The organism is Streptomyces sp. NPDC036764, assembly GCF_055609385.1.
In genome coordinates, this window is sequence record NZ_JBVJPT010000007.1 from 99,935 (window position 1) to 123,668 (window position 23,734).

A 23,734-nucleotide genomic window follows, 5' to 3' on the forward strand; every position below is an offset into this window, starting at 1 on the left:
CAGCTCCGGCCGGGCGCCGGGCGTGTGTGCGTGGGTGGTGGTTCGGGGCGTCCGCCCTCTGCCGAATCCGCCGTTCCGGGATTATGTCTCGACCCGCCGATGACTTCCGGGCCCCACCCCGGTCTTGTCTGGCGTAACCACCTCGGCGGTACACCGCACGCCCGATACCCAGGAGTGAGACCCATGCGCATCGCGATCACCGAGTTCATCAGCCTCGACGGCGTCGTACAGGCACCCGGCGGCCCGCAGGAGGACACCGACGGCGGGTTCGCGCACGGCGGCTGGTCGCACCCGTACTTCGACGCCGAGGTCCTCGGCGAGGCCTTCGACGCGGGGATGCAGAAGGCCGAGGCGCTGCTCTTCGGGCGGCGCACCTGGCAGACCATGGCGGGGGCGTGGCCGGAGCGGGCCGGGGATCCCTTCGCCGACCGGATGAACTCGATCAAGAAGTACGTCGTCTCCAGCACCCTCACCGACGCCGACCTGACCTGGAACAACACCACCCTCATCCCCGGCGCCGACGCCGTCGCCCGGGTGCGGGAGCTGCGCGCGGCCGAGGGCGGCGACCTGGCGATGATGGGCAGCCCCACCCTCGTACGCACCCTCATCCAGGAGGGTCTGGTCGACGAGCTCCAGCTCATCGTGATGCCGGTGCTGCTCGGCGGCGGAAAGTCGGTCTTCCCGGCCGACGGCGGCAAGCGCCCCCTGGAACTCGTCTCCACCACCACCGCCAAGACGGGCGCCCAGGTGTGCGTCTACCGGCCGGCCGCGCAGGAATGACCGCCGAGGGGTAGCCGCGAAGGCGCGGACGTCCTACGCTCGAACCGACGGAACCTCTGACTGAGTCAGAGATCGACAGGCTGAACCGCCGCAGAGTCCACCGGGGTCGACGATCATGACCGTCCACGACATCCGCGCCTTCAACCGCTTCTACACGAACGTCATCGGCGCCCTCGACTACAGCCGCCACCTCTACGCGCCGTACACCCTCACCGAGTCCCGCGTCCTGTACGAACTCGCGCACTCCCCGCGTACCGACGCGGCCGATCTGCGCACCGAGCTCTCGCTGGACGCGGGATATCTGAGCCGGATCCTGAACAAGTTCGAGCAGGACGGCCTCATCGAGCGCACCGCCTCGCAGCAGGACCCGAGGCGCCGCCGTGTCACGCTCACCGCGCGCGGCCGGGCGACCGGCAAGCTGCTGGAAGAACGGGCGAACGAATCGGTCGGCTCGCTGCTGTCCACCGTGCCGTCCGCCGAACGGCCCCGCCTCGCCGACGCGATGACGGCCGTCCGCACCATCCTGTCCCACGGTCGCCCGCCGCGCCGCGAGGACGTTCTGCTGCGCGAACCCGGCCCCGGCGACCTCGGCTGGATCGTGCAGCGCAACGCCGCTCTGTACGCCGCCGAGTACGGCTGGAACGCCGACTACGAGGGGCTGGTGGCGAGGATCGTCGCCGACTTCGCCGAGGACCACGACCCGCACCTGGAGCGGGTGTGGATCGCCGAGCTGGACGGCCGGCCGGTGGGCTGCGTGATGTGCGTCCGGGACGAGGCCCCCGCCACGGCCCGGCTGCGGCTGCTGCTGGTCGAGCCCGACGCCCGCGGCCTCGGCATCGGCGACCGCCTCGTCACGGCCGTCGTCGACTTCGCCCGCGGCGTCGGCTACCGCGACCTGGTGCTGTGGACCAACGACGTCCTGTCCGCCGCCCGCCACATCTACCAGCGCCACGGCTTCGTCCTGGCCGCCGAGAAGCCCCACCGCTCCTTCGGCAAGGACCTGAACGGCCAGGACTGGCGTCTGGATCTGCAAGGCACTGCGGAGTGACGTCGCCGGCCTCCGACCGCCCGGCCGGATGGGCGTCACTGCGTTTCCCTGGCAAGGTGGATGCATGAAACTGGCGTTCTCCACCCTCGGCGTCCCCGGTCTCCCCATCCCCGACGTGCTGCGGCTCGCGAATGCGCACGGATATCACGGGGTCGAGTTGCGTACGCATCCGGAGGAGCCGGTGCATCTGGGGCTCGGGCCCGGGGAACGGGCCGATGTGGCGGCCGAGTTCAAGGCGGCCGGCGTCGAGCCGGTGGGCCTCGCCGGGTACGCCCGGGTCGCCGCGCCGGGGGACGACGGGCCGGTGATCGAGGAGGTCCGCAGGCTCGTCGACCTCGCCCACGACCTCGGCGCGCCCTACGTCCGTGTCTTCCCGGGCGCCGATCCCGAGCAGAGCCGGCAGTCGGCGGACGCGATCGCCGCGCGGCGGCTGGGCACGGCCGCGGAGTACGCCGCCGACATGGGCGTACGGATCCTGCTTGAGACCCACGACTCGCACGGCGCCGCCGCCGACTCGATGCGGGTCCTCGGTCTGGTCGGCCACCGGCACGTCGGCTCGCTGTGGGACGTCATGCACACCTGGCTGGCCGGCGAGCAGCCCACGGAGAGCTACGCGGCCCTGTCGCCGTATCTCGGCTACGTCCAGGTCAAGGACATCGCCTCCGCCGACGACACGACGCCGCTGCCGCTCGGCGCGGGTGTGCTGCCGCTCGCCGAGTGCGTGGAGGTCCTCTCCCGCCACAACTGGGACGGCTGGCTGTGCTGGGAGTACGAGAAGCGCTGGTACGAGGAGGCGGCTCCGCTGCCGGAGCTGCTCGGCGCGGGGCGGCAGCACCTGTCGCGGCTGCTGAACGAGTCGGCGTAGGCCGGCGGCCCCTGCCCCGCCCCACCCTGTAATTCACTGGCCCGCCGCGACGGCGGGCGTATAGCGTCCCCCCTCGTGCCCGAAACCGCCCCCCGCCCCGTCATGCCGTCATGAGCCTCGCGCGTACGTTGATCGACGTGGCGCCGTTGCGGACCTCGCCCGTCTTCCGGCGGCTGCTGATCGGGCGGACGGTGTCCGTGCTCGGCAGCTTCATGACCATGGTGACGGTCATGTACCAGGTCTGGGACCTGACGCACAGCACGGTCTGGAGCGGTGCGGTCGGGCTGGCGCAGGCCCTGCCCATGGTGTGCGTGGGCCTGTTCGCCGGGGCGTGGGTGGACCGCGGGGACCGGCGGCGGATCTTCCTGATCGCGACCGTCGGGCAGGCGGTCTGCGCGCTGCTGCTCGCGGTGCAGGGCTTCACCGGCGGCGTACCGGTGGGCGGGATCCTCGCGCTGGTGGCCGCCGGGGCCTGCTTCGGCGCGGTCGGTGGCCCGGCGGCGGGCGTGTTCGTGCCGCGGCTGCTGCCGAAGGAGCAGGTGGCGGCGGGGTTGGCCCTCAACCAGGTCACCGGCCAGGCGATGATGCTGCTCGGCCCGGCGCTGGGCGGGCTGTTCCTCGGCTGGTTCGGCATCGGCGTCTGCTATGTGCTGGACGCCCTCAGCTTCGGTCTCGCCTTCTACGGCGCCTTCGGCCTGCCCGCGCTGCAGCCCGAGGGCGAGCCCTCACGGGCCGGGCTGCACGGCGTCCTGGACGGACTGCGCTTCCTGGCCGGCCACCGGGTGGTGCGCGGCGCGCTGGTCACCGACCTCGCCGCCACCGTCCTCGCCATGCCGGTCAGCCTCTTCCCGCTGGTCAACGCCGAACGCTTCGGCGGCGACCCGCGCACCCTCGGCCTGTTCCTGTCCGCCGTGGCGGTCGGCGGCGTCACGGCGACGGCCCTGTCGGGCTCGGTGACACGGCTGGGCCGGCCCGGCCTGGTCATGCTGTGCGGGGCGGGGACCTGGGGCGCGGCGCTGGCCCTGTTCGGCCTGATGACCGACCCCTGGGTGGGGCTCGGGCTGCTGGTGGTGGCCGGTGCCGCGGACGCCCTGTCGGTCGTGTCGCGCAGCACGATCGTCCAGACCCGCACCCCGGACGCCCTGCTCGGCCGGGTCACGGCCGCCGAACAGATCGTCGGCCAGGCGGGCCCGCATCTCGGCAACCTGCGCGGCGGCCTGGTCGCCGGCTGGTCCTCGGGCGCGACGGCCCTGGTCACGGGCGGGCTGCTGTGCGTGCTGGCGGTGGCCTACGTGGGTGCGGGTACGCCGGAACTGCGGGACGGGACGGCAACGCCGGAACTGCGGGACGGGACGGCAACGCCGGAGCTACGGGACGGGACGGCAACGCCGGAACTGCGGGACGGGACGGCAACGCCGGAGCTACGGGAGGGGACGGCCACACCGGACGCGCCATGACCGGCCCCGGCGGATCGAGACACCGGCGCCGGCACACCGGACCACACCCCGCACCGGCATCCGGACGAGCGAGCCACCCCGAAGCCACGAGGCCGGACGATCACACCCGACGCACCACAAGCGGCCCCGCCCGTTCGAGACACCGGCCCGGCACCCCGCACCACGAGATCCACATCCGCCCTCAAGAACCACCTGAACGGCGCCCCCGAAGCCGCCGCACCCGGCGATTCACACCGGACGCACCACGAGCGGCACCGTCGGGTCCAGACACCAGCCCAGTACCGCGGGCCACGACCCGTACCCCGCGTCCAGATCCAGGTGGGCGGCGCCCGGGAGGATGTCCGTGGGGATGGCGAGCGGCGTGCCGTAGAGGGTGTCGGCGCCTTCGGGGCAGTACGGGTCGTCGTCGCCGGCGACCAGGCGGGTGGGGCCGGGGAGCGTGAACTCCAGGGACTGCGGGGCGAACCGGGCGACCTCCGGGTGCCCGGCCAGCACACTGCCGGACGGCGGGGCGACGAGCAGGACCCGGTCCACGGTGTCGAGCCCCGGCATCCCGCGCGCGGCGGCGTGCAGCCACAGCACGGCGGAGAGACTGTGCGCGACCACCACCCGCTCCGCCCCCGCGTCGAGCCCGGCCAGATGCCGCCCCAACTCCGCCAGCCAGACCTCCAGTTCGGGATCGTCGGCGTCCGGAAGCGGCGGGTAGACGACCTGATGGCCGAGTTCGGTGAGCCGGTCGGCGAGCCAGTGCTGCCAGTGGTCCTCGGGGCGGTGGTTCTGCCAGCCGTGGAGGATGAGGTAGGCGGTCATGGCGCCGATGGTGACACGCCCACCCGCCTCACAGCCGCGCCCGCAACGCCGCGAACTCCTCATGAAAGCCCGGGAAGGTCTTCCGTACACACCCCGGGTCGTCGAACGAGACACCCGGCACCCGAAGGCCGGTCACCGCGAAGGACATCACCATGCGGTGATCCCCGTACGACTTGATCTCGGTGCCGCCCGTGACCGGCGCGGCCGGCCGGATCTCGATCCAGTCCGGGCCCGTCGTCGTCTCCACCCCCAGCCTGCGCAGGTTCTCCGCACACGCCTCCAGGCGGTCGCACTCCTTGACCCGGGTGTTCGCCACGTCCTCAATGCGCACCGGGCCGGACGCGAAGGGCGCGATGGCCGCGAGGGTCGGCATGGTGTCGGAGATGTCGCGCATGTTTGCCGTGACGCCGCGCAGTTCGCCGGTGCCGCGGACGGTCGTCGCGTCCCGGCCGACCGTCACCCGCGCGCCCATCCGCCGCAGCACCTCGACGAAGCCCAGGTCGCCCTGGAGCGCGCCCTCGCCCAGGCCCGGCACCGTCACCTCGCCGCCCGTGACGGCCGCCGCCGCGAAGAAGTAGCTCGCGGTCGACGCGTCCGGCTCGACCGCGTAGGTCGTGGCGCGGTAGCCGCCTGGCGGGACCACGAAGGCGTCGCCCTCCCGGCGCACCTCCACGCCGAAGGCACGCATCATCGCGATCGTGATCTCGACGTACGGCACCGAGACCAGGTCGGTGACGGTGATCCTGAGGCCCTCGCGGGTCAGCGGGCCGAGCAGCAGCAGCGCCGTCAGGTACTGCGACGACTGCCCCGCGTCCAGCGTCACCTCGCCGCCCTCGACGCCGGCCGCCCGTACGGTCAGCGGGTGGTGGCCCTCCTGCTCCTCGTGCCGCAGGTCCACGCCCAGGTCGCGCAGGGCACGGGTGAGCGGCAGCAGCGGGCGGCGGCGCATCTGGGGCGAGGCGTCGAAGCGGTAGGTGCCGTGGCCGGCGGCGGCGAGCGTCGGCAGGAACCGGGCCGTGGTCGCGCCGTCGCGGCAGTAGACGTCCCCCTCCGCGGCCGCGGGGCCCTGCGGTCGGCCGTCGACCTGCCAGGCGTCCGGGGTCCGGCCGACCCGGTAGCCGAGCCGGGTCAGCCCCTCGGCGAAGCCCTCGGTGTCGTCCGAGCGCAGCGGCCGCAGCAGGGTGGTGACACCGTCGGCCGCGGCCGCCAGGAAGAGGGCGCGGGCGGTGATGGACTTGGATCCGGGAATGGCGACTTCGGGCATGCGCTCATGATCGCCCCGGCGCCTGTCGGCGTGCCCGGACGTCCACGGGATGGACCCGTGCCCGTCCCTCGCCGGTCGCCGGCAGTCGCCCTCCCGTCTGCCCATCCGTCACGCCGGCCCCGCGTTCACCAACTTCGTCGATTCCGGCCATCGCGGGGAACCCAGCCCCTCCCCCGCTCGTCCAACCCGCATGCTGCCGGAGAGTCACCGTGGTGCGGTGTCGGCCCTCGCTGCTGGCTGCGATCGCTGACCAACCCTCTCCGCCGTGCCGCGGCCGGCAGCACGCCGTCATCGGCGCGCCCCCCTCCAACTGCGCCGATGGCGGCCCCTTTCCGGCTGCCGCCCGCCTTCCGGTTACGGCCGATTCCCTTGACTGGCAGAAACTTCCCGGTTATTGGTGACTTCTCGGAAGTTTCCTTCAGCGCACCACCTCCGGAAGGAGCGCACGTGCCCGACACCAGCACGGGAAGCAAGGGAAACACCGCACCACCATCGAGACGTACGGTCCTCGCGGCCACCGCGGGCGTCACCACCGCGCTGGCCCTGGGCGGCACCGCCCACGCCGCCGCCCCCGACGACCGGAAACTGCGCGCCCTCATCGCCCGGATGACCCTGCCGGAGAAGGTCGGCCAGCTCTTCGTGATGCGGGTCTACGGCCACTCCGCGACCACCCCCGACCAGGCCGACATCGACGCCAACCTGAAGGAGATCGGCGTCCGCACGGCCGCCGAGCTGGTCGCCAAATACCGCGTGGGCGGCATCATCTACTTCACCTGGGCGCACAACACCCGTGACCCGCATCAGATGGCCGACCTGTCGAACGGCATCCAGCGGGCGTCCCTCACCCAGCCCCGCGGCCTGCCCGTGCTCATCTCCACCGACCAGGAGCACGGCATCGTCTGCCGCGTCGGCGAGCCGGCCACCCTGTTCCCGGGAGCCATGGCCATCGGCGCGGGAGGCTCGCGCACCGACGCCCGCACTCTCGGCCGGATCGCCGGACAGGAGCTCAGGGCGCTCGGCATCCGGCAGAACTACTCCCCCGTGGCCGACGTGAACGTCAACCCGGCGAACCCGGTGATCGGCGTGCGCTCCTTCGGCGCCGACCCGGCCGCGGTGGCCGGCCTGGTCGCCGCCGAGGTGGCCGGATACCAGCACGGCCGGCAGGTCGCCTCGACCGCCAAGCACTTCCCGGGACACGGCGACACCGCCGTCGACAGCCACTACGGCTTCCCCGTCATCACCCACACCCGTGAGCAGTGGGAGACCCTGGACGCGGCGCCCTTCCGGGCCGCCGTCCGCGCCGGCATCGACTCGATCATGACCGCGCACATCATGGTCCCGGCACTCGACGACTCCGGCGACCCGGCGACCCTCTCCCGCCCGATCCTCACCGGCATCCTGCGCGAGGAACTGGGCTACGACGGGCTGGTGGTGACGGACTCCCTCGGCATGGAGGGCGTACGGACGAAGTACGGCGACGACCGCGTCCCCGTCCTCGCGCTCAAGGCGGGCGTGGACCAGCTCCTCAACCCGCCGTCCCTCGACATCGCGTGGAACGCGGTCCTCAGGGCCGTCCAGGACGGCGAGCTGACCGAGGCGCGGCTGGACGAGTCGATCCTGCGGGTGCTGCGGCTGAAGGCGAAGCTGCGGCTGTTCGACGCGCCGTACGTCAGCCAGGGCGGCGTCGACCGGAACGTCGGCACCCCCTCGCACCTCAAGGCCGCCGACCGCATCGCCGAGCGCACGACGACGCTGCTGGTCAACGAGGGGCCGCTGCTGCCGCTGTCCCGCCGCACCCACCCCAGGGTCCTGGTGGTGGGCGCCGATCCGGCCTCCCCGTCCGGTACGACGGGCCCCCCGACCGGCGTGCTCGCCACCGCCCTCACCGAACTGGGGTTCACGGCGACCGCCCTGTCGACCGGAACGGCACCCTCCGCCGCGACCATCGCCCGGGCCGTCGCGGCGGCGCGGGAGGCGGACGCGGTGGTGGTCGGGACGTACAACGTCACGGCGGCCAGTGCGCAGAAGGTGCTGGTCGAGCAGCTCCTCGCGACGGGGCGGCCGGTGGTGGCGGTGGCGATCCGCAACCCGTACGACGTGGCGCAGTTGCCCGGCGTCCGGGCCGTCCTCGCGTCCTACTCCTGGACCGACGTCGAACTGCGGGCGGCGGCGCGGGTGATCGCCGGCCGGGTGGCACCGCGCGGACGGCTGCCGGTGCCGGTGCAGCGGGCGGACGATCCGGGAAAGGTCCTGTACCCGGTCGGCCACGGCCTCTCGTACGAGCATCGGTAGCGACCCGTAGCACTTTGGGCGTAGACCCCGTACGCCGCACAACGGGCACTCTCACCCCCAACCGGCGCAAAGGCCCCCACACGTCTGGCGTGCGCCCGCCGCGACGGGCCACGCTGGACCGGGGGTACCGGGGGGAGTGCGATGGCTGGGAGAAGTGCTGTCGGAGTGGCCTGTGCGTTCGCGGTGCTGCTTGTCGCCTTGCTGACGGGGTGCCAGAGTCCGTCGAGGGCGGCCGAGGAGGACGGGCGGCTCGCGGAGAGCGGGGGTACGAGCGCGAGCGGGCGACAGGTGACGCCGACCCGGCCCGCCGGGTACGGCGAGGTGTTCCTCGGCGTCGACGAGTGCAGTTCCTTCGGTACGACGAGCTTCACCGAGGTGTCCTGCACCAGTGAGCGGGCCTCCGCGCGGGTCGTGGCCCGGCACGACGGCAGGGTGGGCGACGGCCCGCCGTGCCCCGCGACCACGGACTTCGTGCTGCACATCAGCCAACAGAACCGCACCTCCGACGAGGACGGCGACGGCGCGATCCCCCAGGGCTACGCCTGTATGCGCAATCTCGCCTCGCCCCATCCCGGCGACCCCGGCGGCGGAGGCGGCCCCCGAACGATCGTCGGCGACTGCGTCTACGACTCCGGCGACGGCCAGGTCCGCGAGACGTCCTGCGACGGCAAGGCCGAGCAGAAGCCGGAGTACAAGGTGACGAAGGCCGCCGACCGGCGGACCCAATGTCCGCTGTCGACGGCCCTTTACGTCCAGTTGGGCGGCGAGAAGCCGGTGGGCTGCGCGCGGCCGGTGTGAGACCTCACGGCCGCAGCGTGAACTCCCGTTCCGGACCCCGCGCGTCGAGCTTCGCGTCGAACTTCGCCAACGGCCTCGGTTCGGCCGTGGTGGACGCGACGTCCGCCCAGTCCAGGATGCGGGCCGTGGCCAGTGTGCGCTCCCGGTCCACGAGGCCCGCGACGAGGGCGCCGTGGTTGGCTCCCGGCGCGGCGAAGACGTAGGCGTCGCGTGCGCCCTTGCCGACGCGGAAGCGTTCCGCGCCCCACGGGTCGTTCTGGCCGTAGACGAAGATCATGTGCCGGGCGTTGTGGCGGACCCAGGAATCCACGTCGCGCATGGCCCGTGGCTGGAACCTCGTCGGGATCTCGCGCGGGACGAAGTCGCGTGGCGGGAGGTAGCCGTAGCGGATGAGCCCGCGCTCGATGTGCGGGAACCCGATCATCGGTGCGCCGAGCTGCGTGGCCGCCTGGTAGTAGTACGGCGTGTACGGCTCCAGGCCCTGGTCCGTGTAGAAGTCGAAGCCGCCGCTCGCGTCGATGGCGTCCCAGATCGCCTGGTCGGTGGCGTGCGGGGCGTCCGCCGGGACCGTGTCGCAGTCCTTGAGGAGGCTGTACTGCCAAAAGCCCCAGACGTAGTCCAGGACGACCGCCTCGTACGCCTTGTCCAGGCTGCCGATCGTGCCGAAGGTGTAGCCGTGCTCGGCCGCGTGCGCCGCGAACCGTTCCTTCATCGGCTCCCGGCGCACCAGCGCCTCCCGCTGCACGGCGTTCACCCGGTCCCGGCACTCCTTGGTGCCGACGCGGGCGAAGAAGCGGTCGTAGGCCGAATCCTCGTCGTCGACCACGTCGTTGGGGGCCACGTAGGCGACGACGCCGTCCATGTCACGGGGGTAGAAGCGCTCGTAGTACGTGGCGGTCATGCCGCCCTTGGAGACGCCGGTGGACAGCCACTTGCGGTCGTAGATCGGCTCCAGCGCCTTGAAGATGCGGTGCTGGTCGCTGGCCGCCTGCCAGATGTCCAGCTTGGTCCAGTCGGCCGGCTGCGGCCTGGACGGCGTGAAGAAGCGGTACTCCATGGAGATCTGGTTGCCGTCGACGATCCGCGTCGGCTCACGGCGGCTGGGCGTCGTGGAGACCTCGTAGCCGCTGGTGTAGAAGACGGTCGGGCGGGAGACGTCCCTGTGCAGCACGGTCAGGCGCTGCTGGAAGGTGCCCGCGGACGGGTTCCGGTGGTCGACCGGCTGGGTGTACGACAGGACGAAGAAGCGGTAGCCGGGGTACGGCTTCTCCTCGATGAGGCTCATGCCCGGTATGGACAGCAGCCGTTCCTCGATGTCCGGCTCGGCGGCGGTCGCCGCCTGTGCCGTGGCCGTGCCGAGCGCGCCGGTCAGCAGCGCGAGCGCCAGCAGCCATCTGAGGGTCTTGCGCAGCATGCACCCTCCCCTGGGAAGCAAATGTGCAGCGCAAGCTAGCGAGCAACTGCCAACCGCACCAGGGGAGATGAGGAATTCGCGGCGGAGATGGCCGAACCGGGACGCCGGAAGACGCTCAGCAGAGGATCCAGCCCTTGCTGACCGAGCCCCGTCCCACCCGGCCCTTCACCCACACACAGCGCTGGCCGGCGTAGACCGTGACGGGACCGGCCCGGCGGGAGCGCCGGCCCTCGTCGGCGACCGGGTTCGCCCGGTACGCCTGGACGCTGGCCTTCATCCACTGCTGGCGGCCGGGGTCCTTGGGCAGCGTGATGACACAGACGTGACCGCCGCGCTTGTAGACGTAGAGGGTGCCGGTCGAGAACGGGTACGTCTTCACCTTGCGTCCCTCACAACGCGTGGGCGCCGCGGCATGGGCCTGCGCCGGGACCGCGACCGCGAGCACGCCGGACGCCGTCAGCAACGCCAGGCCGACCGCCAGCCGTCGGCGTATCGCACCTTTGTCCACCGTCTTGTCCTCCCCGTACACCGGCGATGAGCGTACTGATGTACGGACGCACGACGTATGCCGGATGGTTGCACGACCGTCACGACGACACGCGGCCGACCCTTACCGGGCCACCCCGACCGGCTCCTCCGGCTCGGCCTGGCCGAGGAAGGTCCGCCACAGCTCGGCATACCGCCCGCCCAGCGCCAGCAGCTCCTCGTGGGTGCCGTCCTCGGCGACCTGGCCGTGGGCCATGAGGACCACCCGGTCCGCCCGTGCGGCCGTGGTCAGGCGGTGGGCCACCACGAGGGTCGTACGGCGGCCCGCGAGTCGGTCCGTGGCCTGGTTGACCTGGGCCTCCGTGGCGAGGTCCAGCGCGGCCGTCGCCTCGTCGAGGAGCAGGACGTCCGGGTCGACCAGCTCGGCGCGGGCCAGCGCGATGAGCTGGCGCTGCCCGGCGGAGAGGTTGCGGCCGCGCTCGGCGACCTCGTGGAGGTAGCCGCCCTCCAGGGTCGCGATCATCTCGTGGGCGCCGACCGCCCGTGCCGCGGCCTCGACCTCGGCGTCGGTGGCGTCGGGGCGGCCGTAGGCGATGGCGTCGCGGACGGTGCCCTGGAAGAGGTACGCCTCCTGCGGGACGACCCCGAGACGGTGCCGGTAGGACGTGATGTCCAGGGAGCGCAGGTCCGTGCCGTCGACGGTGACCCGGCCGCCGGTCGGGTCGTAGAACCGTGCCACCAGCTTGACCAGCGTCGACTTGCCCGCGCCGGTCTCGCCGACGAAGGCGACCGTCTGCCCGGCGGGGATGCGGATGTCGATCCCGCTGAGCGCCTCCTCCTCGTCGCCGTAGCGGAAGTGCACGTCCTCGAAGGCGACCTCGCCGCGCAGCGACAGCACCTCCAGCGGCTCGGCGGCGGCCTTCGTCGACGTCGGTTCCCGCAGCAGTTCCTGGATGCGGCCGAGCGAGACCGTGGCCTGCTGGTAGCCGTCGAAGACCTGGGAGAGCTGCTGGACGGGGGCGAAGAACAGGTCGATGTAGAGCAGGTACGCCACCAGCGCGCCGGTCGTCAGCGTCGCGGCGTCGATCCGCCCGCCGCCCACGATCAGCACCGCCGCCGCGGCGGCCGACGACAGGAACTGCACGAAGGGGAAGTAGATCGAGATCAGCCACTGGCCCCGGATACGGGCCTGGCGGTAGCTGTCACTGCGCTCGGCGAACCGCGCGCCGCCGTCCCTCTCGCGCCGGAACGCCTGCACGATCCGCAGCCCGGACACCGACTCCTGGAGTTCGGCGTTGACCACCGACACCCGCTCACGGGCGAGTTCGTACGCCTTCACGCTCGCCCGGCGGAAGTAGTACGTGGCGATGATCAGCGGCGGCAGCGTCGCGAAGACGACGAGCGCGAGCTGGAGGTCGATCACCAGCAGGGCGCCCATGATGCCGAAGAAGGTGACGACCGAGACGAACGCGGTGACCAGGCCCGTCTGGAGGAAGGTCGACAGCGCGTCGACGTCCGTCGTCATCCGGGTCATGATCCGGCCGGTCAGCTCGCGCTCGTAGTAGTCGAGGCCGAGCCGCTGGAGCTGGGCGAAGATCTTCAGACGCAGCGAGTACAGGACCCGTTCGCCGGTGCGCCCGGTCATCCGGGTCTCGCCCACCTGTGCCGCCCACTGCGCGGCCACCGCGAGCAGGCCGAGCAGGGACGCCGCCCAGACCGCGCCGAGCGCCGCCGCCGTGACACCGTCGTCGATGCCGTGCCGGATCAGCACGGGCAGCAGCAGCCCCATACCGGCGTCCACGGCGACCAGGCCGAGGCTGATCAGCAGGGGGCGCCCGAAGCCGCGCAGCAGCCGCTTGAGGCCGTAGGACTCCTCCGGGCGCACCGCGCGCGCCTCGTCGATGTCGGGGATGTCGGTGGCCGGGGGCAGCGCCTCGACCTGGGCGAGGAGCTCGGGCGAGGCCGGCGACTCCGTGAGGGCCAGGTCCTTGGGCTCGCGGTCCCCGGTCCACAGGCGCGGGGTGACCCCGCGTTCGGCGTCGAACTCGGCGTCCAGTTCGTCGCGTACGGAGGTGTCCTCGCGCGGGCAGGCGGGCTGGGCGTGGCCGGGCGAGACGCCGCCGAGCTCGTCGGGGTCCGTGAGCAGCCGCCGGTAGAGGGCGGAGCGCTCCTGGAGTTCGCTGTGGGTGCCGATGTCGGCGAGGCGGCCGGCGTCCAGGACCGCGATGCGGTCGGCGAGGCCGAGGGTGGAGCGACGGTGGGCGATGAGGAGGGTCGTGCGGCCCTCCATCACGTGCTTGAGCGCCTCATGGATCTCGTGCTCCACGCGGGCGTCCACCGCCGAGGTCGCGTCGTCGAGGACGAGGAGGCGGGGGTCGGTGAGGATCGCGCGGGCGAGCGCGACGCGCTGGCGCTGGCCGCCGGAGAGGGTCAGGCCGTGCTCGCCGACCTTGGTGTCGTAGCCCTCGGGCAGCTCGGCGATGAACCGGTCCGCCTGGGCGGCACGCGCGGCGGCCTCGATCTCCTCGTCGGTGGCGTCGGGGCGGCCGTAGGCGATGTTGCTGCGGACGGTGTCCGAGAAGAGGAAGGAGTCCTCCGGCACCAGTCCGATCGCGGCCCGCAGCGAGTCGGTGGTCAGCTCGCGCACGTCGTGGCCGCCGACGAGGACCGCGCCGCGCGTGACGTCGTAGAAGCGCGGCAGCAGCAGGGAGACCGTGGACTTGCCGGAGCCGGAGGAGCCCACGACCGCGAGGGTCTCACCGGGGCGGATCTCGAAGCTGAGTCCGTCGAGGACGGGACGGCCGTCCTCGTAACCGAACGAGACGTCGTCGAACTCGACGGTCGCCGGCGCGTCGGCGGGCAGCGCCTTGGTGCCGTCCTTGATCGACGGCTCGGTGTCGATCAGCTCGAGCACCCGCTCGGTGCCCGCGCGGGCCTGCTGGGCGACCGTGAGGACCATGGCGAGCATCCGGACCGGGCCGACGAGCTGGGCGAGGTAGGTGGAGAAGGCGACGAACGTGCCGAGGGTGATGTGCCCGCGCACCGCCAGCCAGCCGCCGAGCGCGAGCATCGCGACCTGGCCGAGGGCCGGGACGGCCTGGAGCGCCGGGGTGTACCTGGAGTTGAACCGGATGGTGCGCAGCCGCCCCGCGAAGAGCCGCCGGCCGACCTCGCGCAGCTTGCCGGTCTCCTGGTCCTCCTGCCCGAAGCCCTTCACCACGCGGACGCCGCTGACGGCCCCGTCGACCACGCCCGCGACGGCGGCGGCCTGGGCCTGGGCGTACCAGGTGGAGGGGTGCAGCTTGGCCCGGCTGCGCCGTGCGATCCACCACAGGGCGGGGGCCACCGCGAGGCCGATCAGCGTCAGGGGCAGCGACAGCCAGGCCATGACGACCAGGGAGATCAGGAACAGGGCGAAGTTCCCGATGGTCATCGGGAGCATGAAGAGCAGGCCCTGGATGAGCTGGAGGTCGCTGGTGGCCCGGCCGACGACCTGCCCGGTGGACAGCTCGTCCTGGCGCCGGCCGTCGAGCCGGGTGATCGTCCCGAACATCTCGGTCCGCAGGTCGTGCTGGACGTCGAGGGCGAGACGGCCGCCGTAGTAGCGGCGGATGTAGGTGAGGACGTAGACGGCGAGCGCGGCGGCAATCAGCAGCCCCGCCCAGACGCCCATGCCGCGGCTGCCGTCGCCGATCACGTCGTCGATGATCACCTTGGTGATCAGCGGGACGATCGCCATGACCGCCATGCCGGCGAGGGAGGAGCCGAGCGCGAGGACCACGTCCTTGGGGTAGCGCCAGGCGTAGCCCCAAAGCCGTCGTGCCCATCCCCGTTGCGCTGCCACGCGGTGCCCTCCGTCCGTCCTGATCTGCCGGAAGGCACCAACGCCGACGAGCCCCGATTTCATCCCGCCGCAACAAACGCGGCGGGTGCCGCGCTCAGATCCGTACGCGCAGACTGTAGAACCGCGTCGTCTGGGCGGCGTTCTGATTGTCGTCGCTGACCAGCAGCACCCTCAGGCGATCGCCCGTACGGGCCGTGATCGCCATGCCCTCGATGTTGTCGAGGAGCGGGTTCGGCTGGGGCTGCTTGGCGGTCGCTCCCAGTGACGGGCAGTTCACGATGTCCGCGAGGAGGGTCTTCCTGATCAGACGTACGCCGTCCTGACCGGTGAGGTTCTCGACACCGCTCGTGTCCGTCGCGCGCCGCGGGTCGGCCAGGTAGAGGCGGACCGTGTTGCCGACGCCGGGGGTGAAGCCGCGCTCCAGGACGAGGAGGCGGCCGTCGGGGGTGGCCTGGACCTCGGGGACGCCGAGTCCGGTGTCGGCGCGGTAGGCGTACTGGCGGCCGAGCTCGAAGCGGCCGTGCCCGGTCCGGTTCCAGGTCTGGAAGCGGACGATGCCCGCGCTGTCGCCGGAGAGCGCGTACTCCATCGAGGCGAGCAGGGTACGGCCGCCCGGGAGCAGGGTCAGGCCCTCGAAGGTGCCGTTGGACACGGCGCGGCCGGCCGGGGCGACCCGCAGCGCGTCCGGGACCGGGAGGCGGTCGAGGATCCCGCCGTCTCGGGAGTAGCGGCGGATGGACGGCTCGGTCTCGCTGGAGATCAGCCGGGTGCCGTCCCGGTCGATGACGAGGCCCTCGGAGTCGAGGGCGGCACCGCTCTCGTCGGCGAGCGGGACGACGCCCTTCGGCGCGAGGGTCCTGCCGTCGAGGCCGAAGAGGGCGGAGCGGTCGGAGACGGCGGCGAGCGAGCCGTCCCGGTCCACGGCGAGCGCGGAGAAGTTGCCGACGAAGGTGCCCTCGTAGGTCGTCTTGTCGAGCGCGTCGGAGAAGCGGTCGATGGAGACGGTGGGCGAACAGGCGTGGCCGGCCGGCGAGGCGGGGTGGGCGTTCGCCGGGCCGGCGGCGGTCAGACAGGTGGCCGCCGCCAGGCCCGCTGTGGCGGTCGCGAGTACGGTTCTCAGGCGCATGGAGGTCACCGTAGGGCGGGTCGGTGACGCAGGGGAGACCGGCTCATGAAGCGCCGTCCTCTTCTCCCCCGCGTCGTCAGCTCGCGGCGAGATCCTTGTGGATGGCCTTGGCCACGCCCTGGATCGTCGTGATGCCGTAGTTCATGGTGCTGTTGTCGTGGGTCAGCACCGTGATCACGTAGTCGTGGCCGCCGCCCTTGAACGCGCCGACGCTGTGCACCCGCCAGCCATGGGTGGAACGGGACAGCCAGCCGTTCTTCACGGCCACGGAGACCCCGGACGGCGCGCCGTACGGGGTGCCCCAGCGCTGTGAGGAGACGACCTGGCCCATCAGCTTCAGGATGTAGGCGCGGGCGTTGTCGCTGAGCACCGTGTTCTTGGCGGTGATGAGCTTCAGCAGCTTCTGCTCGTCCGTGACGGTGATCTGCGTCAGACCCCAGTAGCCGTTCGCGCCGGGCTTGGTCTGGGTCATGCCGGCCGCCGCCAGGAAGCCCTTGACCTTCGTCAGACCGAGCTGCTTCCAGAGCGTGCTGGTCGCCGCGTTGTCCGACTTGGTGATCATGGACTTGCTGAGGGATACCTCGCGGTCGGTGAGGTAGCGGTTGTGCTTCTTCGCGTCCCACAGCAGCGTGGCCAGCACGGTGACCTTGACGACGCTGGCGGAGTCGTAGGCGCTGGAGGCCCGCAGGCTGCAGTTGGTGTTCGTCGAACGGTCGTACAGGCCGACGGCGATCGTGCCCTTGCGGTTGGCGAGGGCCGCCGTGATGTCCCTTTTCAGCTTGTCGGCGAGGCCCGCCTTCGCGGACGTACAGCTCACGGTGGGCGCCGCAGCGGCGGCGGGGCCGGCGGCGATGACCGGTATGAACACGCCGGCACCCACACCCGCCGCGACGACGGCCCTCACACGTCTGGAAACGCCCCTTGACTTCTCTCTCCCTTGAGTCATGCCCTGGAGACTCGTGAGCCCTGGGGAAAGGTTGTACGCGAACGGCACCTGATACACCGTCAGGATATTGCCACGGGATCCGTGCGGCTCCGGTGATCGGCGGCGGCGCGTACCACCGCTCCCGCCGAGGTGGGCGCGGGGCCGTGGAGCGCGGGCCGCTCGAGCGACCGAGCTGCTCCTTTGCGGACTCCTTTGAGACTTCACAGCCGGCCGCCAGGTACGGCACAGCCCGCACCCACCCGCGCCGCACACGATGCGCTGGTGACATCAGCCACCGATCCCCACCCTCACCCGACCGTGACCCCCCAAGTGCCCCCGCAGGCCCCGCCCCCGGCGCCCCCGGACAGGGCACCGCGCTGGTCGCTCCCCGCGCTGATCGCGATCCTGCTCCTGGCGGCGGTGCTGTACTCCTGGAACCTCTCGGGCTCCGGCCTCAACAGCTTCTACAGCGCGGCCGTGCTGAGCGGCACGCAGAGCTGGAAGGCGTGGTTCTTCGGCTCGCTGGACGCGGGCAACTTCCTCACCGTCGACAAGCCGCCGTTCGCCCTGATGGTGATGGGCCTGTCGTGCCGTGTGTTCGGCTACGGCACCTGGCAGATGATGCTGCCGATGGTCCTTGTCGCGCTGGCGACGATCTGGATCGTGCACGCCTCGGTGAAGCGGGTGTGGGGCCACGGCGCGGCGACGGTGGCCGCGCTGGTCCTGGCCCTGACCCCGATCACGGTCGCGATCAACCGCGACAACAACCCCGACACCCTGCTGGTCTTCCTGATGGCCGGCGGCGCGGCGCTCACCCTGCGCGCCGTCCACAACGGCAGGCTGCTGCCGCTGGTCGGCTCGGCGGTCTGCTTCGGCCTCGCCTTCAACACGAAGATGCTCCAGGGCTACATCGCGCTGCCCGCCGTCTTCGCGGTCTACCTGTACGCGGCGAAGCCGAAGCTGGTGAAGCGGATCGTCAACCTGCTGATCGCGGGCGTCGCCCTGGGCGTCTCCAGCTTCTGGTGGGCGGCGGCGGTGTCCCTCGTGCCCGCCGACGACCGCCCGTACATCGGCGGTTCGACGGACGGCACGGCCTGGGACCTGATCATGGGCTACAACGGCCTCGGCCGGATCCTCGGCGGCGAGGGCAACGGCGGAGGCGGCGGTGGCGGAGGCTTCTCGGGAACCGCCGGTCTCGGCCGCCTGTTCAACGACATCCTCGGCGGCCAGATCTCCTGGCTGATCCCCTTCGCGGCCATCGCGTGCGTCGGCGGCCTGGTACTCCGCGGCCGCGCCCCGCGCACCGACCTCACCCGCGCCGCGCTGCTGCTGTGGGGCGGGTGGACGGCCCTGCACTACCTGACCTTCGCCATGGCCGAGGGCACGATGCACCCCTACTACACGACCGCGCTCGCCCCGGGCATCGCGGCCCTGTGCGGTGGCGGCGGCGTGATGCTGCTGCGCGCGTTCCGCGCCGACAGGCGGTGGGCGTGGGTGCTGCCGGCGGGACTGGCGGTCACGGCCGTATGGGCGGTCGTACTCCTGCGCCGGGCCTCCGGCTGGAACACCTGGCTGTGGCCTGCCGTCGCAGTCGTCATGGCGCTGGCGATCGTGGGTCTGCTCGTCTTCCGGTCCGCGACGGGGATACGGGTACGGCTGCTCGCGGCATCCGTGACGGCGGCGGTCGTCGCTGCGGTGGCGGGTCCGGCGGCGTACGCCTGGTCGGTGCCGTCCGGTTCGGGCGGCGGCATGGGCGGCACGAACCCGACGGCCGGGCCGTCGACGGGGAGCGGCTTCGGCGGTGGCCCCGGTGGGGGCGGCGGTCCGGGTGGGGGCGGCGGCCGGGGTGACTTCGGCGGCGGCCAGATGCCGGGCGGCACACAGCAGGGCGGTCAGAACGGGCAGGCCGACGGGCAGGGCGGCGGCTTCCCCGGTGGTCAGCAGGGCGGCCAGGCGATGCCGGACGGCGGGAACGGTGAGGCTCCCGGCGCCGGTCAGATGGGAGGCACCCCGCCGAACGGCGGTACCGCCCCGGGCGGAACCGACACCGGCGCCGGCACCCGGCCCGGCGGCACGGGCGGCGGAGGCTTCGGCGGCGGCATGGGCATGGGCGACGCGAGCAGTGAGCTGATCGCCTACCTCAAGAAGCACCAGGACGGCGCCAAGTGGCTACTCGCGGTGTCGAGTTCGCAGAGCGCGGCACAGTTGATCCTGAGCAGCGGCGAGCCCGTGATCTCCATGTGGGGCTGGTCGGGCAGCGACAAGGCCATGACCGTCGCCAGGCTCAAGGAGCTGGTGAAGAAGGGCGAGCTGCACTACATCCAGATCGGTGGCGGCGGCATGGGAGGGGGCCCCGGCGGCGGCGGCGACGTCAGCACCGAGGTGACGGAATGGGTGCAGAAGAACGGGACGGCGGTGAAGGAGAGCGAGTACAGGGGCACGTCCGGCTCGGACACCGGCACCGACTCGGCCGCGGACTCCTCCCAGAGCAACCAGTCCACCGTCTACCGCCTCGACCCGTCGGACGTCGCCTAGCGACACCCGGCACCGCACCCGACGGCCCCCGGCTCATCGCCGGGGGCCGCTTTTCGGCGTGTCAACTCGCGTAGCGCTGCCCCGATTTGCCGTTCCCCGCAACCCAATGGACACGTGCAAGCTCTCGACAGCACTGCATGTTCATGCCACTCTCCCGTTTGCCGCCTTCGTTCAACCCGCGTAGATCCCTGCGTAGATGGGAACCCCACATGCCGGCGACACACATACGCCACCGCCGCTGGAAGTCAGTGGCGCTGACGACGGCCGCCGTCCTGGTCGGCCTCACCACCCCCACCCTGACGGCGACGTCGGCCGCGGCCACGACGACCGACTACGACTCGACGTACTACAAGAACGCGATCGGCAAGACCGGCGCGAGCCTGAAGTCGTCCCTGCACACGATCATCAGCAGCCAGACCAAGATCTCGTACTCCGCGGTCTGGAACGCGCTGAAGGTCACCGACCAGGACCCGAACAACAGCAACAACGTGATCCTGCTGTACAGCGGTGTCTCCCGCAGCAAATCCCTCAACGGCGGTGACGTCGGCGACTGGAACCGCGAGCACACCTGGGCCAAGTCACACGGCGACTTCGGCGAGGTGACCGGCCCCGGCACCGACCTGCACCACCTGCGCCCGGCCGATGTCCAGGTCAACAGCATCCGCGGCAACCTGGACTTCGACAACGGCGGCAGCACCGTCACCAACGGCGGCGGCAGCAAGGTCGACTCCGACTCCTTCGAGCCGCGCGCCGCCGACAAGGGCGACGTGGCCCGCATGATCCTCTACATGGCCGTGCGCTACGACGGCGGCGACGGCTTCGCCGACCTGGAGCCCAACGAGAAGGTGGGCAACGGCAGCAACCCGTACATGGGCAAGCTGTCCGTCCTCAAGGCGTGGAACGAGCAGGACCCGCCGAGCGCCTTCGAGGAGAAGCGCAACCAGGCCATCTACGACACCTACCAGCACAACCGCAACCCGTTCATCGACCACCCGGAGTGGGTCGAGGCGATCTGGTAGGCGACCGGGCCCTGTTCCGGCAGCCGTGGACGCGCCAAGGGCCTCGCCGGCCCCTGGCGCGCTCGGTCACCACCTGTACAGCGGAATGACCTGCGCCGATCTGATGCCGTTGACTCGACCATGAAGAAGATCAGCGCGCTCGCCGCGCTCACCATGGCAGCCCTCGTACTCGCCGCCCCGGCCCACGCCGACGACGGCGACCGGGGCCGTATCAACATCGCCGGCTACTCCAGCGCCGGCCTCTGCAAGGAGGCACTCGCGCTCGTCCCATGGGCCCTGCCGTTGACCGGCCCCGCGGTGGACGACGCCTGCCACAACCGCGACCACGTCGACGACACGCGCGGTTAGGCCGGCGGGCCGGCCATCACGTCGTGAGGTGCGTCGGCTCGAACATCCGCAGTACCGCCGGGAGTACGACCACCGAAGGGCCGGGCTCGGACAGGGCCTTCGTCAGGTCGGCCTCCAGTGTCTCCGGGGTCGTACGGACCCCGGGGACGCCGAAGGACTCGGCCAGGGCCACATAGTCCGGCCGGGTCAGTTCGGTGGCCGTCGCCTCGCCGAAGGCGTCGGTCATGTACTCGCGCAGGATGCCGTAGCCGCCGTCGTCGACGATGAGCCAGGTGACGTTCAGGTCGTACTGGCGGGCCGTGGCGAGCTCGGCGATCGAGTACAGGGCGCCTCCGTCTCCGGACACCGCGAGGACCGGGCGGGTCGGCTCCGCCACCGCTCCGCCGAGCGCCGCCGGGAAGCCGTAGCCGAGGCCGCCCGCGCCCTGGGCGGAGTGCAGGTGGTTGGGGCCCTTGGCGTCGAAGGCCGACCAGGCCCAATAGGCCAGGATCGTCATGTCCCAGAAGGACGGGGAGTCGGCGGGCAGGGCGCGGCGTACGGACGCCAGCACCTGCTGTTCCAGGGTGAGTTCCTGGGCGGCGATGCGTTCGGCGACCTTCGTGAGGACGGTCGCCACCCGCTCGGGCGCGGTGGGATCCGTGCGCTCGGACACCGTCTCCAGCAGGGCCTGGAGGGCGAGCCGCGCGTCGGCGTGGATGCCGAGGGCCGGGTGGTTGGACTCCAGTTTGCCGAGGTCGGCCTCGATCTGGACGACCCGGCCGCGCGGCTTGAACGTGTGGTAGTTCGAGGAGAGTTCACCGAGACCCGAGCCGACCACCAGGAGTACGTCCGCGTCCTCCAGGAAGTCCGTCGTGTACCGGTCCTCGATCCACGACTGGAGCGACAGCGGGTGGTTCCAGGGGAACGCCCCCTTGCCGCCGGGGGTCGTGACGACCGGGGCCTGGATCAGCTCCGCGAGCTGCCGCAGCTTGCCGCTGGCGTCCGCCCGTACCACTCCCCCGCCCGCGATGATCGCCGGACGGGCGGCCTTGGACAGCAGGTCGGCGGCGACGGCCGTCAGTTCGGGGCGCGGGGGCAGTTCCTCGGGGAACGCGTCGCCGCCCGTCACCACCGGGATCGAGGTCTCGGCCAGCAGCACGTCCTGCGGGATCTCCACCCACACCGGGCCGTGCGGGGCCGTCAGCGCCGACTTCCAGGCCGCCTCGATCGCGGACGGGATCTGGGACTGGGTGCGGACGGTGTGGACCGACTTCACCACGCCCCGGAACGAGGCCGACTGGTCGGGGAGTTCGTGCAGATAGCCGTGCCGGCCGCCGCCCAGGCCGGCCGTCGGGATCTGGCTGCTGATCGCCAGCACGGGGGCGGAGGCCGCGGCCGCCTCCTGGAGCGCGGCCAGCGAGGTGAGCGCGCCCGGTCCGGTCGACAGCAGCAGCGGGGCCGCCTCGCCGGTCATCCGGCCGTACGCGTCCGCCGCGAACCCGGCGTTGTTCTCCACGCGCAGGCCGATGTAGCGCAGGTCGCTGCGGCGCAGGGCGTCGAACATGCCGAGGGCGTGCTGGCCGGGGAGGCCGAAGACCGTCGTCGTGCCGAGCGCCGCCAGCGTCTCCACGACCAGGTCCCCGCCGTTGCGGCCGGGTGGAGGGTTCAGCGCGGCCTCCGTCTGGGCGGCGGTGGGGCGGAGCACCAGGTCGTGGTCGTGAGTCACTTGGCTTCCGAGTCCTTCCGGGCCGCCGCGATCTGGCGGGACATGATCGTGGTCAGTTCGTACGCCGTGTGGGACGCGGCCACCGACGTGATCTCGGCGTGATCGTACGCGGGCGCCACCTCGACGACGTCGGCCGAGACCAGGTTGCAGGACGCGAGGCCGCGCAGGATCTCCAGCAGCTCGCGCGAGGTCATGCCGCCGGCCTCGGGGGTGCCGGTGCCGGGCGCGTGGGCCGGGTCGAGGCAGTCGATGTCGATGGAGATGTACAGCGGGCGGTCGCCGATGCGCTGGCGCAGTTGGTCGGCCACCTCGTCGGCGCCGCGCCGGTAGACGTCCGAGGACGTGACGATGCCGAAGCCCATCTTCTCGTCGTCGGTCAGGTCCTGCTTGCCGTACAGCGGGCCGCGGATGCCGACGTGGGAGAGCGCCTCGGTGTCGAGGATGCCCTCCTCCACCGCGCGCCGGAAGGGCGTGCCGTGGGTGTACTCGGCGCCGAAGTAGGTGTCCCAGGTGTCGAGGTGGGCGTCGAAGTGGAGCAGCGCGACCGGGCCGTGCTTCTTGGCGACCGAGCGCAGCAGGGGCAGCGCGATGGTGTGGTCGCCGCCCAGGGTCATCAGGCGGGCGCCGGTGCCGAGCAGCTCGTCGGCGGCGGCCTCGACGGTCTCGACGGCCTCGTTGATGTTGAAGGGGTTCACGGCGATGTCGCCGCCGTCCGCCACCTGGGCCAGCGCGAACGGCGACGCGTCCTGCGCCGGGTTGTACGGGCGCAGCAGCCGGGACGCCTCGCGGATGGCGTTGCCGCCGAAGCGGGCGCCCGGCCGGTACGAGACGCCCGAGTCGAACGGCACGCCGACCACGGCGACGTCGGCGCGGCCGACCTCGTCGAGGCGCGGGAGCCGGGCGAAGGTCGCGGGGCCCGCGTACCGCGGGATGCGGGAGGAGTCGACGGGGCCGCGGGGCGTCTCGTTGCTGCTCATGAGGAAATGCCTTCTTTCCTACGCTTCATCGCGTATGCGGG

General features: G+C 72.0%; 18 protein-coding genes. 9 read left to right on the forward strand and 9 right to left on the reverse strand.

Annotation, left to right across the window (positions count from 1 at the left end; translation table 11 throughout):
- The first annotated feature begins 183 nt into the window (after positions 1–183).
- The 4 genes from ACZ69Q_RS25355 (at position 184) to ACZ69Q_RS25370 (ending at position 4,150) form a co-directional block, all read left to right on the forward strand.
- Positions 184–780 carry a dihydrofolate reductase family protein gene (locus ACZ69Q_RS25355; protein ID WP_471045813.1) on the forward strand — a complete coding sequence of 199 codons (597 nt, stop codon included), beginning with the start codon at positions 184–186 and terminating at the stop codon, positions 778–780.
- Between the two features lie 115 nt (positions 781–895).
- Positions 896–1,828: a bifunctional helix-turn-helix transcriptional regulator/GNAT family N-acetyltransferase gene (locus tag ACZ69Q_RS25360; RefSeq protein WP_471045816.1), complete on the forward strand. Its 933-nt coding sequence runs from the start codon at positions 896–898 to the stop codon at positions 1,826–1,828.
- A gap of 64 nt (positions 1,829–1,892) precedes the next feature.
- The gene (locus ACZ69Q_RS25365; protein ID WP_471045819.1) at positions 1,893–2,693 is read left to right on the forward strand and encodes a sugar phosphate isomerase/epimerase family protein; all 801 of its coding nucleotides are present in this window, start codon (positions 1,893–1,895) and stop codon (positions 2,691–2,693) included.
- Between the two features lie 110 nt (positions 2,694–2,803).
- Positions 2,804–4,150: an MFS transporter gene (locus tag ACZ69Q_RS25370; protein WP_471045822.1), complete on the forward strand. Its 1,347-nt coding sequence runs from the start codon at positions 2,804–2,806 to the stop codon at positions 4,148–4,150.
- 228 nt (positions 4,151–4,378) lie between these two features.
- Here the strand turns inward: ACZ69Q_RS25370 and ACZ69Q_RS25375 are convergent, their stop codons facing one another.
- Entirely contained in the window at positions 4,379–4,960 is a 582-nt protein-coding gene (locus ACZ69Q_RS25375; protein WP_471045825.1) for an RBBP9/YdeN family alpha/beta hydrolase, read from the reverse strand.
- A gap of 28 nt (positions 4,961–4,988) precedes the next feature.
- Positions 4,989–6,224: a 3-phosphoshikimate 1-carboxyvinyltransferase gene (aroA, locus tag ACZ69Q_RS25380; protein WP_471045828.1), complete on the reverse strand. Its 1,236-nt coding sequence runs from the start codon at positions 6,222–6,224 to the stop codon at positions 4,989–4,991.
- 447 nt (positions 6,225–6,671) lie between these two features.
- On the opposite strand from aroA, the gene ACZ69Q_RS25385 reads away from it, so the two are divergent.
- On the forward strand, positions 6,672–8,516 hold the full coding sequence (locus ACZ69Q_RS25385; protein ID WP_471045831.1) for a glycoside hydrolase family 3 protein: 1,845 nt from the start codon (positions 6,672–6,674) through the stop codon (positions 8,514–8,516).
- A 141-nt stretch (positions 8,517–8,657) separates the two neighbouring features.
- Positions 8,658–9,314 carry a hypothetical protein gene (locus ACZ69Q_RS25390; protein WP_471045833.1) on the forward strand — a complete coding sequence of 219 codons (657 nt, stop codon included), beginning with the start codon at positions 8,658–8,660 and terminating at the stop codon, positions 9,312–9,314.
- Positions 9,315–9,318: 4 nt separating this feature from the next.
- Here ACZ69Q_RS25390 and ACZ69Q_RS25395 read toward each other — a convergent pair whose 3' ends face one another.
- The 5 genes from ACZ69Q_RS25395 to ACZ69Q_RS25415 form a co-directional block, all read right to left on the reverse strand.
- The gene (locus ACZ69Q_RS25395) at positions 9,319–10,725 is read right to left on the reverse strand and encodes an aminopeptidase (protein WP_471046333.1); all 1,407 of its coding nucleotides are present in this window, start codon (positions 10,723–10,725) and stop codon (positions 9,319–9,321) included.
- Between the two features lie 118 nt (positions 10,726–10,843).
- On the reverse strand, positions 10,844–11,236 hold the full coding sequence (locus tag ACZ69Q_RS25400) for a hypothetical protein (protein WP_471046334.1): 393 nt from the start codon (positions 11,234–11,236) through the stop codon (positions 10,844–10,846).
- 102 nt (positions 11,237–11,338) lie between these two features.
- Positions 11,339–15,058 carry an ABC transporter ATP-binding protein gene (locus ACZ69Q_RS25405; protein WP_471045836.1) on the reverse strand — a complete coding sequence of 1,240 codons (3,720 nt, stop codon included), beginning with the start codon at positions 15,056–15,058 and terminating at the stop codon, positions 11,339–11,341.
- Positions 15,059–15,152: 94 nt separating this feature from the next.
- Positions 15,153–16,184, reverse strand: a complete 1,032-nt coding sequence (locus ACZ69Q_RS25410) for an esterase-like activity of phytase family protein (protein ID WP_471045839.1) — start codon at positions 16,182–16,184, stop codon at positions 15,153–15,155.
- A 76-nt stretch (positions 16,185–16,260) separates the two neighbouring features.
- A complete protein-coding gene (locus ACZ69Q_RS25415; protein ID WP_471045842.1) occupies positions 16,261–17,130 on the reverse strand; it encodes a serine hydrolase in 870 nt (289 codons plus the stop codon).
- A 261-nt stretch (positions 17,131–17,391) separates the two neighbouring features.
- On the opposite strand from ACZ69Q_RS25415, the gene ACZ69Q_RS25420 reads away from it, so the two are divergent.
- From ACZ69Q_RS25420 to ACZ69Q_RS25430, 3 genes are all read left to right on the forward strand, one after another.
- Complete coding sequence (locus ACZ69Q_RS25420; RefSeq protein WP_471045845.1) at positions 17,392–19,644, forward strand: ArnT family glycosyltransferase; 2,253 nt, start codon at positions 17,392–17,394, stop codon at positions 19,642–19,644.
- Positions 19,645–19,853: 209 nt separating this feature from the next.
- A complete protein-coding gene (locus ACZ69Q_RS25425) occupies positions 19,854–20,663 on the forward strand; it encodes an endonuclease I family protein (protein WP_471045848.1) in 810 nt (269 codons plus the stop codon).
- 120 nt (positions 20,664–20,783) lie between these two features.
- The gene (locus ACZ69Q_RS25430; RefSeq protein ID WP_471045851.1) at positions 20,784–21,011 is read left to right on the forward strand and encodes a hypothetical protein; all 228 of its coding nucleotides are present in this window, start codon (positions 20,784–20,786) and stop codon (positions 21,009–21,011) included.
- A 16-nt stretch (positions 21,012–21,027) separates the two neighbouring features.
- Here the strand turns inward: ACZ69Q_RS25430 and ACZ69Q_RS25435 are convergent, their stop codons facing one another.
- Positions 21,028–22,716: a thiamine pyrophosphate-binding protein gene (locus tag ACZ69Q_RS25435; protein WP_471045854.1), complete on the reverse strand. Its 1,689-nt coding sequence runs from the start codon at positions 22,714–22,716 to the stop codon at positions 21,028–21,030.
- Entirely contained in the window at positions 22,713–23,693 is a 981-nt protein-coding gene (gene speB / locus ACZ69Q_RS25440; protein ID WP_345018877.1) for an agmatinase, read from the reverse strand. The genes ACZ69Q_RS25435 and speB overlap by 4 nt, the downstream gene beginning before the upstream one ends.
- Positions 23,694–23,734 lie beyond the last annotated feature (41 nt).

Excerpts from the sequence above, each read along its gene's own strand:
- speB (WP_345018877.1), bottom strand. The coding sequence starts at position 23,693 with ATGAGCAGCAACGAGACGCCCCGCGGCCCCGTCGACTCCTCCCGCATC.
- ACZ69Q_RS25425 (WP_471045848.1), top strand. The coding sequence starts at position 19,854 with ATGCCGGCGACACACATACGCCACCGCCGCTGGAAGTCAGTGGCGCTG.
- ACZ69Q_RS25365 (WP_471045819.1), top strand. The coding sequence starts at position 1,893 with ATGAAACTGGCGTTCTCCACCCTCGGCGTCCCCGGTCTCCCCATCCCC.
- ACZ69Q_RS25360 (WP_471045816.1), top strand. The coding sequence starts at position 896 with ATGACCGTCCACGACATCCGCGCCTTCAACCGCTTCTACACGAACGTC.
- ACZ69Q_RS25430 (WP_471045851.1), top strand. The coding sequence starts at position 20,784 with ATGAAGAAGATCAGCGCGCTCGCCGCGCTCACCATGGCAGCCCTCGTA.
- ACZ69Q_RS25370 (WP_471045822.1), top strand. The coding sequence starts at position 2,804 with ATGAGCCTCGCGCGTACGTTGATCGACGTGGCGCCGTTGCGGACCTCG.
- ACZ69Q_RS25410 (WP_471045839.1), bottom strand. The coding sequence starts at position 16,184 with ATGCGCCTGAGAACCGTACTCGCGACCGCCACAGCGGGCCTGGCGGCG.
- ACZ69Q_RS25390 (WP_471045833.1), top strand. The coding sequence starts at position 8,658 with ATGGCTGGGAGAAGTGCTGTCGGAGTGGCCTGTGCGTTCGCGGTGCTG.
- ACZ69Q_RS25355 (WP_471045813.1), top strand. The coding sequence starts at position 184 with ATGCGCATCGCGATCACCGAGTTCATCAGCCTCGACGGCGTCGTACAG.
- aroA (WP_471045828.1), bottom strand. The coding sequence starts at position 6,224 with ATGCCCGAAGTCGCCATTCCCGGATCCAAGTCCATCACCGCCCGCGCC.
- ACZ69Q_RS25415 (WP_471045842.1), bottom strand. The coding sequence starts at position 17,130 with ATGACTCAAGGGAGAGAGAAGTCAAGGGGCGTTTCCAGACGTGTGAGG.
- ACZ69Q_RS25375 (WP_471045825.1), bottom strand. The coding sequence starts at position 4,960 with ATGACCGCCTACCTCATCCTCCACGGCTGGCAGAACCACCGCCCCGAG.